Origin of the sequence: Pontibacter ummariensis (genome assembly GCF_900188175.1) — a bacterium.
Classification (GTDB): domain Bacteria; phylum Bacteroidota; class Bacteroidia; order Cytophagales; family Hymenobacteraceae; genus Pontibacter; species Pontibacter ummariensis.
In genome coordinates this window covers 75971-92120 of sequence record NZ_FZOQ01000022.1, presented here as the reverse complement: position 1 = coordinate 92120, position 16150 = coordinate 75971, and the positions used below count along the sequence as shown (strand labels likewise).

General features: G+C 47.3%; 15 protein-coding genes and 1 tRNA gene. 3 read left to right on the top strand and 13 right to left on the bottom strand.

From position 1 onward, the window contains the following. Positions 1-573 precede the first annotated feature (573 nt). The 5 genes from CHB92_RS19840 to rpmH all read right to left on the bottom strand — a co-directional run bounded on the left by CHB92_RS19840 (position 574) and on the right by rpmH (position 4259). On the bottom strand, positions 574-1086 hold the full coding sequence (locus tag CHB92_RS19840; RefSeq protein WP_089320976.1) for a DUF2480 family protein: 513 nt from the start codon (positions 1084-1086) through the stop codon (positions 574-576). 9 nt (positions 1087-1095) lie between these two features. Continuing rightward, positions 1096-1791, bottom strand: a complete 696-nt coding sequence (tsaB, locus tag CHB92_RS19835; protein WP_089320975.1) for a tRNA (adenosine(37)-N6)-threonylcarbamoyltransferase complex dimerization subunit type 1 TsaB — start codon at positions 1789-1791, stop codon at positions 1096-1098. Between the two features lie 166 nt (positions 1792-1957). After that, positions 1958-3607, bottom strand: coding sequence for a S41 family peptidase (locus CHB92_RS19830; protein ID WP_089320974.1), 1650 nt, complete (start codon positions 3605-3607; stop codon positions 1958-1960). A 38-nt stretch (positions 3608-3645) separates the two neighbouring features. Continuing rightward, on the bottom strand, positions 3646-4056 hold the full coding sequence (gene rnpA, locus CHB92_RS19825) for a ribonuclease P protein component (protein WP_089320984.1): 411 nt from the start codon (positions 4054-4056) through the stop codon (positions 3646-3648). 41 nt (positions 4057-4097) lie between these two features. Continuing rightward, a complete protein-coding gene (rpmH, locus tag CHB92_RS19820) occupies positions 4098-4259 on the bottom strand; it encodes a 50S ribosomal protein L34 (RefSeq protein ID WP_071784616.1) in 162 nt (53 codons plus the stop codon). Positions 4260-4412: 153 nt separating this feature from the next. On the opposite strand from rpmH, the gene CHB92_RS19815 reads away from it, so the two are divergent. Further along, positions 4413-6128, top strand: a complete 1716-nt coding sequence (locus CHB92_RS19815) for a M61 family metallopeptidase (protein WP_089320973.1) — start codon at positions 4413-4415, stop codon at positions 6126-6128. A gap of 67 nt (positions 6129-6195) precedes the next feature. On the opposite strand, the gene CHB92_RS19810 is transcribed toward CHB92_RS19815, so the two are convergent. From CHB92_RS19810 to CHB92_RS19785, 6 genes are all read right to left on the bottom strand, one after another. After that, positions 6196-7434 carry an NAD(P)/FAD-dependent oxidoreductase gene (locus CHB92_RS19810; protein ID WP_089320972.1) on the bottom strand — a complete coding sequence of 413 codons (1239 nt, stop codon included), beginning with the start codon at positions 7432-7434 and terminating at the stop codon, positions 6196-6198. A 137-nt stretch (positions 7435-7571) separates the two neighbouring features. Then, complete coding sequence (locus CHB92_RS19805) at positions 7572-7793, bottom strand: hypothetical protein (protein ID WP_089320971.1); 222 nt, start codon at positions 7791-7793, stop codon at positions 7572-7574. 154 nt (positions 7794-7947) lie between these two features. After that, on the bottom strand, positions 7948-8871 hold the full coding sequence (locus CHB92_RS19800; protein WP_089320970.1) for a PfkB family carbohydrate kinase: 924 nt from the start codon (positions 8869-8871) through the stop codon (positions 7948-7950). Between the two features lie 132 nt (positions 8872-9003). Continuing rightward, a tRNA-His gene (locus CHB92_RS19795) sits at positions 9004-9080 on the bottom strand. 252 nt (positions 9081-9332) lie between these two features. Next, positions 9333-9701, bottom strand: coding sequence for a DUF6980 family protein (locus tag CHB92_RS19790; protein WP_089320969.1), 369 nt, complete (start codon positions 9699-9701; stop codon positions 9333-9335). 2 nt (positions 9702-9703) lie between these two features. Then, complete coding sequence (locus CHB92_RS19785; RefSeq protein ID WP_089320968.1) at positions 9704-11038, bottom strand: dihydroorotase; 1335 nt, start codon at positions 11036-11038, stop codon at positions 9704-9706. 267 nt (positions 11039-11305) lie between these two features. On the opposite strand from CHB92_RS19785, the gene CHB92_RS19780 reads away from it, so the two are divergent. Next, positions 11306-12667 (top strand): DEAD/DEAH box helicase, encoded by a 1362-nt coding sequence (locus CHB92_RS19780; protein ID WP_089320967.1) that lies wholly within the window; start codon positions 11306-11308, stop codon positions 12665-12667. Between the two features lie 102 nt (positions 12668-12769). On the opposite strand, the gene CHB92_RS19775 is transcribed toward CHB92_RS19780, so the two are convergent. Both CHB92_RS19775 and upp read right to left on the bottom strand, forming a co-directional pair. Next, positions 12770-13237, bottom strand: coding sequence for a hypothetical protein (locus tag CHB92_RS19775; protein WP_245842735.1), 468 nt, complete (start codon positions 13235-13237; stop codon positions 12770-12772). 181 nt (positions 13238-13418) lie between these two features. Continuing rightward, complete coding sequence (gene upp / locus CHB92_RS19770) at positions 13419-14075, bottom strand: uracil phosphoribosyltransferase (protein WP_089320966.1); 657 nt, start codon at positions 14073-14075, stop codon at positions 13419-13421. Positions 14076-14382: 307 nt separating this feature from the next. Here upp and CHB92_RS19765 point away from each other — a divergent pair, with 307 nt between their 5' ends. Continuing rightward, a complete protein-coding gene (locus tag CHB92_RS19765) occupies positions 14383-16053 on the top strand; it encodes a hypothetical protein (protein ID WP_089320965.1) in 1671 nt (556 codons plus the stop codon). Positions 16054-16150 lie beyond the last annotated feature (97 nt).

Below are 16150 nucleotides of genomic sequence, written 5' to 3'. Positions count from 1 at the left end.
CCCTTCCTTGTGAAGCGGGCTGCAAAGGTAAGAAGAGTTTTTCGTTTTGCAAGCACCAGGGGAGAGGTTTTTCTCTTTTTCCCTTTGCCTGCTAAAGACTCATTCAACCCCTGTTATCGCTGCCCCTGTCCTGCCGAAGGGAGCGCAAAGGTAGGCAAAGTTTCCCGGCAAGCAAGGCCCAAGGGAAGATCAGCGCAGAAAAAAAGCTAAGTAGCTCAGGCAGTGGGGGATTCTTTTTGATCCCCTTCTCTAGAGCGGGCGCTAGAGGGTAACAGCCAGAGGACCGGCGGAAGCTCCGGCTAAAACAGCTTTTTAACTGCTCCCCCTGCATGCTTTTCCTCTTAGTGCTGGAAAAAAACAGCAAAAGCGGGGCCTGAAGTTCCCCCTTGGCAGGATTGCTTTACCCAGTAATCCCCTTTTACCGCCTAGTCGCTGGAGTCTCCCCCACCGCTCGGAGGTAACCTAAGACCAACTCCACGAAGTTCAACAGCTGATAAGCTCACACTAAAGGAAAAAGATAAAGCTCCCGCCTATCCGACGGGAGCTTTATTAAATATTGCTTTTTTAAACTTATTATACAGTTTTAGGGCGCTTATATAACGGCACAGTACTGCAAGGTTCGCCATACATAAGGCTACTTACTACAGGCAAAAGCTTTCGCATTATTTCCACATAGGCATAGGTTGGCACTTCTACCCCTGCACAACCTTTTACCACTACTTTGCCATCCTGGTATTCTTCTACATTAATTTTGTTGATCGCCTCCTGCATTAAAGACTGTTCCAGTGCCTCCAGGTTCCCGAACACGTAATGATTTGCATGATTCTGCAGCTTTGTTGCTAATAACATATAAGCCCAGGTAGGCACTATAGCATCCGCAGAACATATGATCGCCACATTCTTGCCCTGATACTGCAACCAGTCATGCTCTTTCATAAAGGCTCGAAAATCTTTCTCCTTAAGGATCAGGCCATGGAAGAGGTTATCTTTTATATCGTATACCACACGCTCTCCCGGGTGAACCAACTCCTCCAGGTTGAGTGTAACCAGCGCGCTCTGTGCTACTTTGTTTATTATCTCTGACATATCTCGTTCTTATTTAGCGCTTTTACCTGCTTTTGTTATGTAAACATCCTTTAAATAGAAGGGTTCATAATAGGCTACATCCTCAAACGTTTTTTGCTCATACTTCTGCAGCGCTAATTGCCCAATGGTAATGGCAGACGGCACTACGTTATCTACAAACAAAGCATTTTCGTTTTCGGCTACCAATTCTTTGAATTTTTGCGCGCCACTACCCATAAAAACTATTTGCTGCTCTGCTAGCCTGTCTTCCAGTGTACTGGCATCCAACACAACAGGGGCTACTGGCTCTACTTCCTGCAGCTGACTATTCAGCACGCAAAGATACACTTCCATTCTTCTGGCATCCAGCATAGGACAAAACAGGAAACGGGAAGGCTTTGGTGTGACAGCCACAACTTGTGCAGCCAAGCCATGCAGAGTTGAAACTTCCAGCAAGGGAATGTTAAGTGAGTAACAAAGGCCTTTTGCTGTAGCTGACCCTATCCTCAAGCCTGTATACGACCCAGGCCCTCCTGAGACTACCACCGCCTCCAAATCCTGTAAGGTTATGCCGCAATTCTCTACTAGCTGGCTTATCATAACCGTAATATGCGAAGAGTGAGACTTCTCTATCTGCAACTCAGAAGTCCCTAGCAGTTGTGGTCCGTTGAACAAGGCAACAGAGCAAACAGTAGTGGAGGTTTCAATGGCAAGCAACAAAGGCATAATATATAGTAAATTAGTTAGGCAAGCTACCTGGAATCTTTTTACAAAATTAATGGAACATTGCACAGCTCCAAAACACTAGTTTGTAGGGAGAGTTATACGGATGGGCTTTACAACAAAAGAGGGTGGCACCTTTTGGCACCACCCTCCTATACACTGTCTCCCTCTAGTTTAACTTCAGATAAGAACTATACTTTTCTGGATTGTTCAGCACTTGCTTTGCCATTAAAATATCCGGGTCATCATCAAATGTAGCTTCAATGTAGCCTTTCTGGAGGTAGTATCTTGAAGCGATCTCAGCCTCTAACACCTCCATGATTTCGGACTTGAAGCGCATTAAATCATTCGCCTTGTTGTGCGACACTTTGTTTCTGATTGCCTCCAGTTCTGCCCTGATATCATCATAATGCTTGCCTTCTTTTGCCTCAGCTGCTAACTCATCCAACTCACTTTCTATGTTAGTAGCATAAGACACATCCTTACCGCTCAAGTAAGAAACAAAGCTTTTGTATTCTTCATCAGTAAGGTTAAACTCTTTAGCGGCCGGAATAGTAGGATGCTCAAACTTATACTTATTCGCATAGTCAAAGAAATAGCCTTTAGCCGCAATGGTTTTGGTGATATCGGAATACTCTTGCTGTTTTACTTCCACATCAGGCGCTACCCCACCACCATCGTATACTGTTCTTCCGGCCGCAGTTTTAAAAGCAACACGTAGTGAATCCGGCACTTTACCTACGCTACCGTCTTCGTTACGGTGTGTGTAATCAATCGCCTGAATGCAACGTCCACTTGGGATATAGTACTTAGCTGTTGTTACCTTTAGCTGTGAGTTATAAGATAAAGGACGTGTTACTTGTACTAGGCCTTTCCCGAACGTACGCTCTCCTACCAACACGGCACGGTCGTAGTCCTGCATCACGCCAGCTACAATCTCAGAAGCCGAGGCACTGCGGGAACTGGTAAGAATCACGAGCGGAATGTTTTTATCAAGAGGTTCATCCAGTGCTTTATAAGTTTTGTTCCACTCCTTTACCTTGCCTTTGGTGCTAACGATGTCCTGCCCCTTGTCCACAAACACGTTGGAGATATTTACTGCTTCATGCAGTAAACCTCCCGGGTTATCGCGCAGGTCGAAAACTATTTTCTTCGCCCCCATCTCTTTCAGCTTCTGAACAGCCATTTTCACCTCTTTCGAAGCATCAACCGTGAAGCCAGACAGCTGGAAATAACCGATCTCATTATCTAACATGCCATAATACGGCACGTTCTCTACCATAATATTGTCTCGCAACAATTCTACTGTTCTGGACTTTGTTTGTCCATAGCTGCGCACTTCCAGTTTAACAGAAGTATTTGCCTGCCCTTTCAAAAGCTTGCTTACATCTGAAGTAGACTTACCGGTTACCGTTACACCATTTATTTTCAATATCTCGTCACCAATGGCCAGTCCAGCTTTATGGGCCGGCGAGTTTTCGTAAGGCATTTGCACCACTACTTTTCCTTCGCGACTGCCAATCACAGCACCGATACCACCGTACTGGCCGGTAGTCATGGTGCGGAAGTCTTCGATATCGTCTTCTGGAATGTAATTAGTGTAGGGGTCCAGCGACTTGAGCATGGCGTCAATGCCGGTACGCATCATTTTGGCTGGAGGCACATCATCTACATAGTAGGTGTTCACCTCTTTGAAAAGCGTGGCAAAAACATCCAGGTTTTTGGCTATCTCAAAGTAACGCTCAGACTCGGTTTTGAAGGAAAGTAGGCCAAAGGCAAGAACGCCAACAAACAGACCGGCAATAGACTTCTTGTACATAATTTCTAGGTTAGATAGGACGCAGAAAAGTAGTATTGCTACTTATTCAAACAACGTACCAACCCTGAAATTAGTTTTTTTTGGATGGAATGAAAGGACTTTTTTTCCTTGCCGATATAAATTATACCCAGGAGCTGCGGAGCCTGCTCTTGAGATTGTGCGAGGATGTGCTTATTGAGGCGGAACGCCTCCCGTATTTGCCGCTTAAGGCGGTTACGGTCTACAGCACGCTTAAAATAGCGCTTAGAAACAGAGATGAGTACCTGGGTATGCCCAGGCAATGGGTCCTGCGGCGTGTAATACACAAACCGCAGCGGATACAAATTAAAAGAAGAACCCTTGCTAAACAGTAGCGCGGTGAGGCGCTTACTACACAAGCGTTCTTCTTTTGAAAATGTATAGGATGATGGCTGCTCGGCTTGCTGCTCGTTAGCTGCTGCTGAATCCATTAGCGGCCCAGGCAATGCAAAGCAAATTCCCCATTCAGGGATTAAGCTGCCTTATGTCTTTTCTCGCTAGAAACTGTAAGTCTCTTTCTGCCTTTGGCTCTTCTGCTGGCCAATACTCTTCTACCGTTAGCGGTCTCCATTCGTGATCTGAAACCGTGCTTGTTTCTTCTTTTTCTCTGAGAAGGCTGGAATGTTCTTTTCATCGTATGCCAATGCTTTTATTATGGCCTGCAAAATTAGGTAACCTTTTCTAAATTAGCAAAGTCATCCCCAAATATTCTCTTAAAATTATCAATCTTAAACGGCTACATAGGCGTTACAAGAGCAATAGCGCATAAAACCACGAAGGCAGCAAGATGATAAAATACAACCTTTCCTACTCAAATCCCCTCACACACTTCCTCCATATCACCATTACCATACCCCGCAATAGGGAGCAGGAACTGTATCTGCAACTGCCGGCCTGGCGCCCCGGCCGGTACGAACTACAGCACTTTGCCCAAAAGCTACGGGGTGTTACAGCCACTGCTAATGGCGAAAAACTCCCTATCCGAAAGGTAACGAAGGACAGGTGGTTGATAGAGACCAATGGAGCCGAAACAGTAGCGGTAAACTATGATTTCTATGCCCGCCAGATGGACGCAGGCGGATCCTGGCTGGATGAAACGCAACTGTACGTTAACCCCATCAATTGCATGATGGCCGTAGAGGGACGCGAGCACGAACCGTGCACCCTACAGTTGCAGATACCTGAAGACTGGCAGGTGGCTAGTGGCCTACAGGAGCAAGAGAAGCACACGCTAGAGGCTGCTAACTTCGACGAACTGGTTGATAGCCCCTTTATAGCCAGCGATAGCCTGAAGCAGGAAACTTTTACGGTGAATGATATTCCTTTTCACATCTGGATGCAGGGCGACTGCCAGCCGGATTGGGAGCGCATCAAAAGCGACTTTGAGGCTTTCACAAAAGAGCAGCTGCACGTTTTCGAAGACTTTCCTGTCGCGGAATACCATTACCTGAACGAAATCTTACCCTACCACTTTTATCACGGGGTGGAGCACAGCCACTCGACTGTCATTACCCTCGGACCAGGAGAACTGCTTATGGCACCGTCCCTGTACAAGGAATTCATCGGCGTTAGTTCGCACGAACTGTTCCATACCTGGAATATCAAGAAGATACGCCCCAAAGAGTTAATGCCCTATAACTTTTCTCAAGAAAACTACTTTAAAACAGGCTATGTAGCCGAGGGAGTAACGACTTATTATGGGGACTATATGCTGGCTCGTTCCGGCTTTTTTACAGCAGAGCAGTACTTTGAGGAGCTGAACACTTCTTTGCAGCGCTACTTTGCGGATTACAGTCGCAACAATCTCTCTGTGGCTGACTCCTCTTTCGACTTATGGCTGGATGGTTATAAGCCGGGCATACCTGACCGTAAGGTTTCTATTTATATCAAAGGCATGCTCACAGCTATGCTACTCGACCTGCAGCTACGCAAAGCAACAGAGAATAAGGCCAGCCTGGACACTGTTATGCGGAAACTATGGGAACGCTTTGGGAAAAAGAGCATTGGCTATTCCGAGGATGATTATTTGGCCCTCGTGGATGAGGTAGGACAGACTTCCTTTAGAACATACTTTGATAATTTCATTAACGGCACGGCACCAATCGAGGATGCACTGGACGAAGCGCTACGGTATGTAGGTTGCACATTACGGAAACAAGAGAGTTCGCTGCTGTATGAGCACAAGTACGGTTTTAAAGTTTCTTCTGACGAGACTTCTAAAGTTATAGCAATAGCCCCTGATTCCCCGGCAAGCGAGGTGTTAAGCATCGACGATGAGTTGGTAGCACTGAACGGGCGCAAGCTGGAGAACAACCTACAACAGCTGTTGGCACTAGAGCCGGACGAAGTAGAACTGGTTCTGTTCCGGGACAAACAATTGCATGTAGTGCGCCTGCAGAAGAATGACTCATCCTACTACAGCAGGTACTTCGTGGAAAAGCGTAAGGACGCCACCCAGGCTGAGCAGGAAAACTTTAAGCTTTGGCTGAAGCAGGAGTTTTAAAGGAAGAAAGGCTCGTGCTAGGAGAACAGTACTTGTTGAATGCCTGCCTCCTTGCTTTCGTCTATTTTCAATTAAACAGCAGTTTGAGGTAGAAAGACGGCTGTTTGAGGCGTTCGCGGAGGTCCAGGTCGTTGAACATGCAGGAGATAGTTTCTGCCAAGACGGTGTTCTTAGATGCTTTGGAGGCAACTTTATCAAACAGCCATGGATAGTTCAACAGCCTCTGCATCTGGCGACTCAGTTTAAGCTCTTTCCAGAGTCGGTTGTATACCGCTTTATCGTACCCTTGCATGAAGGCCGTCGAAAAGTCTTGTGCCTGTAGGCACTGAAACACCTGCTCTGCTGCCCACCGGCCACTGATCATGGCATTGCTTACCCCTTCTCCTGTAAAGGGGTCTATCAGGGCACCGGCGTCACCTAATAGCATGTAGTTGTCGCCAGAGATGCGTCGTTTTTTAGAGCCCAGCGGTAAGCCATATCCTTTGATTCCGCCCAGCAACTCTGCATTCCTGAAACGCTGCTGCAGCGCCGGGTGCGATTCGATCATCCGGAGCATCTCTTTCTTCAGGTTCACTTTCTTTTTGCTCACTGCACTGCTGAGCATGCCAACGCCTACGTTTGCATGGCCATTAGGCAAGGGGAAGATCCAGAAATAACCAGGCAGGAAATCCTTGAAAAAATGGAGTTCGATAAAGTTATCCCCATCCAAACCCTCCACGCCTTTGTAATAAGCCCGTAAGCCAGCACAGTAATGCTCAGGCTCCTGCTGCAGGTTGGCTACATGCCGGCTAAAAGCAGACTGTGCCCCATTGGCTACTAACAGGAGCTTGGTCTGAATCAGGGACTGGCTGTCTTTCCCGAGCAGCGCAAAGCCGCCTTCCGGCAACCGTTCAAAAGCTGCGACCTCTACTCCCTCCAGCAACCGCACTTCAGAGCGCTGCTTTACCTGTTCTATCAAGAAGTTATCGAAGTGGAGGCGTTTAGAGATGTAACCGGCTGGGGCATCTTGGGCCTTCTGGTAGTTGTATTTGAAAGGAACGCTCAGCTTCTCCCCTCCCGGTGAAATGAAGTGAATGCCCCAGGAAGGTAGCGCCTCCTGCTCCTGGCTAAACAGTTGTGGTAGATCCGGTGAGATACGGCGCAGTTCGTTTACTACCTTCCCGCTCAGTGCATCTCCACATACCTTATCACGAGGGAACACCGCTTTATCCACTAGCAAGGAGGAAATACCTTTGTTAGCTAAGTGTAGGGCTGCTGTAGCACCTCCTGGCCCTGCACCCAGTATACATACATCCGTTTTAAGCATATGCCATAGAAATGAATCTCTCGAAAGATAAGGATTTGAGGGCAGCACAGCACAGCAGGGCAGGCACAAAAAAGCGGAAGGCCTTTAAAGGCCTTCCGCTCTCGTTATTTTCATAGTTTGTATCTTGCGTAATTGCCTTACTTTTTATCGAAAGGCATATTGTTACCGCCCTGCGCCAAATTGCGGTTGGGGTTCTGCACTTTGGAGTCATCCGTCTGCAGTATCTTCTTCGCAGGGTCTATCTGTACTTCTTTGTTATAGCCCTCCTGCTGGCGCTTATTCTCCACTTTAGAGAGAACGTTTTCTTCTGATTGCTTCTGTAATCTTTCTTTATCGTTATTTTTATTCTTATCGCTCATATTCCTATCTCCTCTTTAGTCTACACTTAGTTTTACCCCACCCCAGGGCTTTTTGTTACAGAACCGGCAAAATAGGCTTTGAGAATACAGAGCTTTTAAATACAAAAAGGGAAGCCTTAGCCTCCCTTCCTGTTTTCCATATCTTTTATGGCTACTACTGTAGCACGGTATCAAAAGCCACCAGGTTCACGAATTTCTGTACGCGGTTATCAATCTCCTCCTGCGACAGCTTCTTCAAGCGTTCCGTGCCAAACTTCTCCACGCAGAAAGAGGCCAGGGCTGACCCATGAATCACGGCACGCTTCATGTTCTCGAAGCTGGCATCACCCGTGCTGGCAATGTACCCGATAAAACCACCCGCAAAGGTATCTCCCGCTCCGGTTGGGTCAAACACTTCTTCTAAAGGCAGGGCTGGGGCAAAGAACACTTTATCTTCGTTAAACAACAGGGCCCCGTGCTCCCCCTTCTTGATGATCAGGAATTTTGGCCCCATGTCCATGATTTTCCTGGCAGCTTTTACCAGAGAGTACTCACCGCTCAACTGGCGCGCCTCTTCGTCATTGATAGAAAGCACATCAATTAACTTAACTGTTTCTTTCAGCTCGTCCAGCGCAATATCCATCCAGAAGTTCATGGTGTCCATCACGATCAGCTTCGGGCGGTTGTGCAGGCGTTCAATAACCGTGCGCTGCACCTGTGGGGCAAGGTTGCCCAGCATCAGGAATTCACACCCCTGATAGCTGTCCGGAATAATCGGATCGAAGTCGCCCAGCACGTTTAGCTCTGTCACCAGAGTTTCGCGGCTGTTCATGTCGTTAAAGTAGCGGCCAGACCAGAAGAAAGACTTCTCGTTCTCCTTTACCTGCACTCCTTCGGTGCTAATGTTACGCTCGTGCATCAGTTTAATGTGATCCTGGTCAAAGTCACCACCTACCACTGATACCACGTTAACCGGCTTCACGAAATAAGAAGCAGCCAATGAAATATAGGTAGCCGCGCCACCTACGATCTTATCTGTTTTTCCGAAGGGAGTCTCCAGCGCATCAAACGCCATCGAACCTACTACTGTTAAGCTCATACCTTTAAATTACTATTAAATGGTTTAACTGTTAAGTGCTTGCTGTCAACAGCTCGTAGCCAGCAATTTAACCACTCCACAATTTATCAATTTATCCAAATAAAAAAGCCCTTGAAGTTCGCTTCAAGGGCTTGGGGTGGAAGATGGGGCTCGAACCCACGACCCCCAGAATCACAATCTGGTGCTCTAACCGACTGAGCTACAACCACCGTGTCTCGTTTGAGTGTGCAAATATAAAGAGGAAATCACAGAATGCAATACCAGGACGCATTTTTTACCTAAAAATTTTACGCATCGCTTCTTTTATACCCCTGTTAGTACCTTAAGTATATCGTAACTCAGTTAGTAAAAAACATACCTATCAGCCCATTCAGACTACTCCGCTTCTATACTTACGAACACAGAAAATGGAAAGACAACAAGCACCGACAGCCCTAAGCGAAACAGGAGCAGCTTAACTCTTACTTACTCAGCTTACTGCCACACCACGGGCAGTAGTTAATTACAACCATTGTTGCGCTGCCATTATGCACTGGTATTCCGTAAAGCCCCTCATCCCATCTATTGATGATCACTTCCGGATCATTATACTTTGTTTCCCCGTCCTGGTCCAGGCTTTCATACACTTTGTCGGCCATCATCATGCAGCAGTAACCGTCGGGATAGAACCCATTGCTCTTTAGCTTTTCAGCAGTAGCCCAGTTATAGCACTCCTCGTTATCGTGGATGGCGTCAACATAAGCTTCATACTCCTTAGAGGCTGTTATTTCCTCCGGCAGCTCTTTCCCGAAAAAACGGGCATGCAGCTCTTTAAACTTTTCCAGCTCCATGATTACCTGTCGAACAGTAGCCGCTCTCCTCTTTTGCTCTCGTCAAAAGCACCGTTCACAAAGGCCAAATGTCCTGAAACCAGTGTATGCGTAATGGAGCTGCTGAAGGTGTAGCCTTCGAACGGGGACCAGTTGCACTTGTAATAGGTGTTGTCTTTGGTAACAGTATAGGGCTTGTTCAGGTCTACCAGCACCAGGTCAGCCCAATAGCCTTCCCGTATATAACCACGCTCACGTACGTTAAAAAGTACGGCTGGTGCATGGCTCATTTTCTCCACCACCTTTTCCAGTGTCAGCTTGCCCTCACGCACAAACTCCAGCATCATCTGTAGCGAGTGCTGTACTTGTGGTATTCCTGATGGTGCTTTCCTGTACTTGTTCTGCTTCTCCTCCCAGGTATGCGGGGCATGATCTGTGGCAATAACATCCAGCTTATCCTCCAGCAGCCCCTGCAACAGCGCCTCTTTATGGCGGTGTTCTTTGATAGCAGGATTACATTTAATTTGGTTACCTAGCTCATCGTAGTCCTTCTTATCGAACCAGAGATGGTGCGTGCATACCTCGGCAGTAATACGTTTCTGCTCTAGTGGAATATCGTTCCGGAAGAGTTTCAGCTCCTCCTCAGTGGAAATATGCAGGATGTGCAGGCGGGTGTTGTGCTTCTCGGCCAGCTTTACTGCCATAAAGGAAGACTTGAAGCAAGCTGCCTCATTCCTGATTTCGGGGTGGCACTTCACCGGGATATCATCTCCGTACTTTTCCTCATAAATCGCCATGTTGTCGCGGATGGTCTGCTCATCCTCGCAGTGCACAGCAATCGGCAGCTTGGCCTTGGCAAATATCTGCTCCAGCGTCTCCTCATTATCCACCAGCATGTTTCCTGTAGAGGATCCCATAAAGATCTTGATCCCACACACGGTGTTAGGGTTGGTAAGCAGCACCTCTGCCAGGTTATCGTTTGTGGCCCCCATGTAGAAGGAGTAATTAGCCAGAGAGGTTTCTGCGGCAATATTGTACTTGTCCTCCAGCAACTCCTGCGTGACGGCGTTGGGCACCGTGTTCGGCATTTCCATAAAAGAAGTAGTGCCGCCTGCTACAGCCGCTCTGGCCTCCGTTTCGATGTTTGCCTTATGCGTCAGCCCCGGCTCCCGGAAGTGGACCTGGTCATCAATTACCCCTGGCAACAGATGCAGGCCTGTTGCATCGATGCTTTCATCCACCTCAGCAGCTATGTTTTGCCCGATCTGTACAATGCGTCCTTCTTTTACCAGTACATCGGCAGTAGTTACTTTTCCCTCGTTAACGAGTTGTGCGTTCTTTATCAGGATACTTTTCATGCTGCTAAGATACGGGAAGCCAACTTAATCGGCACATCTAACGCTGTTTTAATCTACCTCTTCAGCAGCGCAACAGCGGTTTGCGGCACATCTAGCGACACCTACAGCATGATGCGCACCACCTGAGGGATATTAACTCCACTTTCTTCCCTGCGGGTGTTCTGCAGGCTTTTCCCCTGCATTGTAATTACAGGAAGCACAGCTTTTACCTCCTAACCGCAAAATTCCCGTACTTTTGTAAGAACGCGAAGTAAAAGCACTATAGCCATGGCAGAAGAAACAGAAAAGGAGAACATCACATTTGAAGATTTCAAACTGAACAAACAGCTGTTAAATGCCATTGAGGAAGCTGGCTATGACAAGCCTACCCCTATTCAGCTAGAGGCTATTCCGGTTATTATGGGAGGGCATGATATATTAGGCATTGCCCAGACAGGAACCGGTAAAACTGCTGCCTACCTCCTACCGCTGCTCATGAAAGTAAAATATGCGCAAGGTACGAACCCTCGTGCCCTCATCCTTGCCCCTACCCGGGAACTGGCCATGCAGATAGAGGAGAACATCGGGCTGCTGGCCAAGTACACTGACCTTCGCTTTGCGGCTATTTACGGAGGAGTAGGTCCAAAGACGCAACTCTCCAGAGTACATGAAGGGATAGACATACTCGTAGCCACCCCTAAACGCCTGATGGAATTTTACCTAAAAGGCGAACTGGTGCTGAAAGAGCTAAAGACAATGGTGCTGGACGAGGCCGACAAGATGATGGACATGGGCTTTATGCCTCAGATTCGCCAAATACTGGAGGTAATCCCCCGTAAGCGCCAAAACCTGCTGTTCTCCGCCACCATGCCTGACAAGGTGGTTGAACTGTCGGAGGAGTTCCTGGAGTTCCCGACCCGGGTAGAGATAACCCCTCAGGCCACCCCGGTAGAAACAGTTAGCCAGGTACTCTACAAGGTGCCTAACCTACGCACCAAAATAGAGCTGCTTGAGCACCTGATCCAGGATACAGAGACCTTTAACCGGGTGATCATCTTTACCAGAAGTAAGAAAAACGCGGAGAGTGTGTCTAAGTTTCTGGAGCACCGGAATTACGGCGAAGTACGGGCCATCCACGGAAATAAAGGACAGAACACACGCATTAACTCCATGGAGGCTTTTAAGGGAGGAGAGGTCCGTTTTCTGGTCGCAACAGATGTGGCTTCACGCGGCATCGACGTCAGCATGGTAAGCCATGTGATTAACTTTGACGTGCCGCTAATTTACGAAGACTATGTGCATCGCATTGGTCGCACGGGTCGTGCTGAGAACGAAGGGGCAGCCATTACCTTTGCCACAGAGGCCGAAATGTACCACGTGCATAAGATCGAAAAGATCATCCGAATGCAGATCCCGCAAAACCCGATGCCTGCTGAGGTAAAGGTGTTTGAAACGCCTTTTGAAGAGCAGCAGGAAATGGCCCGAGATGTAGACCGCCAGAAACGTCGTGAAAACCCAGACTTCAAAGGGGCTTTCCACGAGAAAAAGGGGAAGCACAAGTCTAACTTTGAGAAAGGAAGGAAAAGTAAAGGCGATCCAAGGGACTCGTTCTGGCAGAAGACCAAGAAGAAAGGGAGCAGAAAGAAATAAAAAAGGACAGCAACTGGAGAAGGTTGCTGTCCTTTTTTATTTCTCTTCAAACGCGATCAGACTCTTTTACTAGAGCGTAGCTCATCTGCTCTCGGCATCAAACTAAAACTTGATACTTAATAACAGGCCCTCTGCCATATGGCCGAACTTAAAAACGAGCAGGTTAAGAACTGCACTCCAAAAAATGGAGCTCCAGAGCATGTGAATGAAAATATGCTTGCGGGAGGCCCCAAAGAGGGCCACTACAATAGTGCCGAATATTGGTGTAAAGATAACAGGGGTCAGAAAGGCAACGCCTGTTACACCGAAGCGTTTCCAGACCTGCACGATACGGCGGTTCTTTTTATTGAATATGGGCTTTCGCTTGGAGCGCCTTCGTTTTGAGAACCATTTTGAAACGGCTCTGCCAATGATGGAAAAAATAATAACACTTGTCATCATCCCCGCCACCGTTAATGCTGTAGTCTCTATATAGGACAGCCCTAGTGACATTCCCGTCACAGGTCCTCCGAAAAACTTCACCATACTTATCAGGTACACCGACAAGTACTTCAATACTTCTACTAGCACCGCTTCGGACTAAAATTGTATTCTACTAAACAGAACGCTCAAAATAACAAATTATACGTAAGTATACGCACAGGATAGCAGCAATAATTGTAATTATTCTAACAAGCTTTATAGCCAGTCAGCTAATTACCGAATCTTTACGGATTAGGTGGTAATAAGGGCTTACAGGCAAAGTTTGGAGCTACACTTTAGGCCCAAAGGCCAGATCGCCGGCATCACCAAGACCTGGCACAATATAGGAACGCTCATTCAGATGGTCATCTAGTGCCCCAAGCCAAATGTAGGCCTCCGGTACTTTCTGCTGTACATATGCCAGTCCCTCAGGAGCCGCAATAGCAGCAGCAATATGTACCTGCTTGGGTTTACCATGCCGTAGCATGCCTTGGTACGACTCCACCAAAGACCTACCGGTTGCCAGCATAGGATCTGCAAGAATCAATATTTTATCATGCAGGTTCGTGGAGGCCAGGTACTCCATATTAATCTGCAGCTGCGTATTTTCCTCCTCTACCCGATAAGCTCCCACAAAAGTACTGTAGGCTTTATCAAAGTAGTTAAGCATGCCTTGGTACAAAGGCAGCCCTGCCCGCAGAATAGTCGCTAATACTGGCTGTTCGGCTAGCAGTTTTGTCTCGGTTTGAGCAAGTGGAGTGGTAAGCGTGGCCGTGGTATAAGGCAAGGTTTTAGATATCTCGTAGGCCAACAGTTCCCCTAAGCGCTCAAGGTTACGTCGGAAGCGCATGCTGTCTTTTTGAATGGTGGTATCACGTAGTTCAGCAACATAATGGTTCGCTAAAGAGGGGGTATTGATCAGGATGTTGAGCTTGTTCTTTTCCATAAGAGGCGCCAAAGCATTTGTATTGGCTTAAAGGTACGTAAGGCAGAGGCCTTGTGCCAAAATTAGACCAAAGTTTCAAGCACCCTTCCATGAAAGAAGAAGAGATGAAACCGCTGATGATACGCAAAAAAGAACAGGTTATTCCCACCCATAAAAGTTCTACTACTGGGTACTTAACAGAGAACAGCTAAATTATGTAGCTTTTACTGTTGGAATCTTATAAATTCAGGCTTTTCCCCGGAACAAACAGCTTTTAAAAGAGTACATTCGCATTGCATCATCACAATCCCTATAACTGATACTGTACATGAAAAGTACGTTTGGTGCCTTAGCACTCACCCTTGCTTTTAGCTTTGCCGCACAGGCACAGGACACATACGTTCCTTACAACCGCGATGTATACCACTGGATAGACCGTTATCAGATCAAGTATGGCGACCAGGTACCCGAACTACAGACAGCGGTCCGCCCCTACGGCCGGCAGGATGTGGCAGAGCTGGCGGAGGTGAGTGCGCGTAACGCCACCACCCCTGTTGACCAGTTTAACACGCTGTACCTGCTCAACGACAATTGGAACTATACCGAGCTGGAGGTTAATGAAAGCCAAAAGCCGATCCTAAAATACTTCTTCCGCAATAGAACAGATCTCTATCACTTCGAGAATGAAAACTTTACGGTTCGTGTAAACCCGGTGCTACACTTTGAGGTGGGACTGGACAACCAAACGGACGGTACTCGTTACATCAACACGCGTGGTGTACAAGTAGAGGGCACGATTGATGACAGATTTGGTTATTACGCTTTTATAGGAGAAACCCAGGCGCGTTTCCCAGGCTATGTAATAGACCGTATCCAACGGGACAATGTAGTCCCGCACGAAACGCTGTGGAAGCCCTTTAAAGAAAATGCCTACGATTTCACCACGGCCCGGGGCTATATTAACTATGCGTTAAGCGATCATGTAGAGATACTGCTAGGGCACGACAGGCAGTTTATAGGAGATGGCTACCGTTCATTAATTTACTCAGACTTTGCCCCTCCGGCCTTTTTCCTGAAACTGAATACGCAGGTTTGGAAGATCCATTACATGAACTTGTTTCAGGAGTTAACTTCTGAGTACCGCCGTGGCGAAGGGGATTTGTTATTCCCTAAAAAGTACATGGCACTACACCGCTTAGGAGTTAACATAACAGATAACTTTAACCTGGGCCTGTTTGAGCAAGTTGTTTTTGCTCGTGGCGAAGGAAAGTTTGAACTGCAATACCTCAACCCTATTATCTTCTACAGAAGTATCGAACAAGGTCTGGGAAGTGAGGACAATGCCATGCTGGGCGCCGACTTCCGCTGGAACATACGGGACCGTGTACAGCTTTACGGCCAGCTATTCTTGGATGAGTTTAAGCTAAGAGAAGTTACGGCAGGTAATGGTTGGTGGGCAAATAAGCAGGCCGGGCAAATCGGGGCTAAGTACATAGATGCTTTCGGGTTGAACAACCTGGACCTGCAGGGCGAGGTAAACCTTATACGCCCTTATACTTACCAGCACGAGGACCAGTTTACGAATTACCAACACTATAACCAACCATTGGCTCACCCTATCGGCGCTAACCTGTACGAGTTGATCGGGATAGCGTACTATCAGCCGCTCCCACGTCTGATGCTTACAGGCAAAGCGATTGTTACCCGTTATGGCCAGGACGTAGTAACAGCGACAGACACTTTGAACTACGGCAACAACGTGCTCTTTTCTTACTACGACCGCGCTTTAGGTTACGGTAATGAAATAGGGCAGGGTATTGCGACAGACCTGCTGTTCCTGGACCTGACCCTCTCCTATCAACTCAAGCATAATATGTTCCTGGACCTGAGGCAGGTTCTCCGGAGATCGGATGCGGAAATAAATGCTTTAGACCATAACACGGTTTTCACCTCCGTTGCTTTCCGCTGGAACATTGCGCCACGACTATATGTATTTTAATCAATAGCAATACCACCATCTAAAGTAAAAAGGTAGAAAGGCAACTCTCTACCTTTTTACTTTCCTGCCTTTTAATTAAGTATCTTTGCTGCAGCTT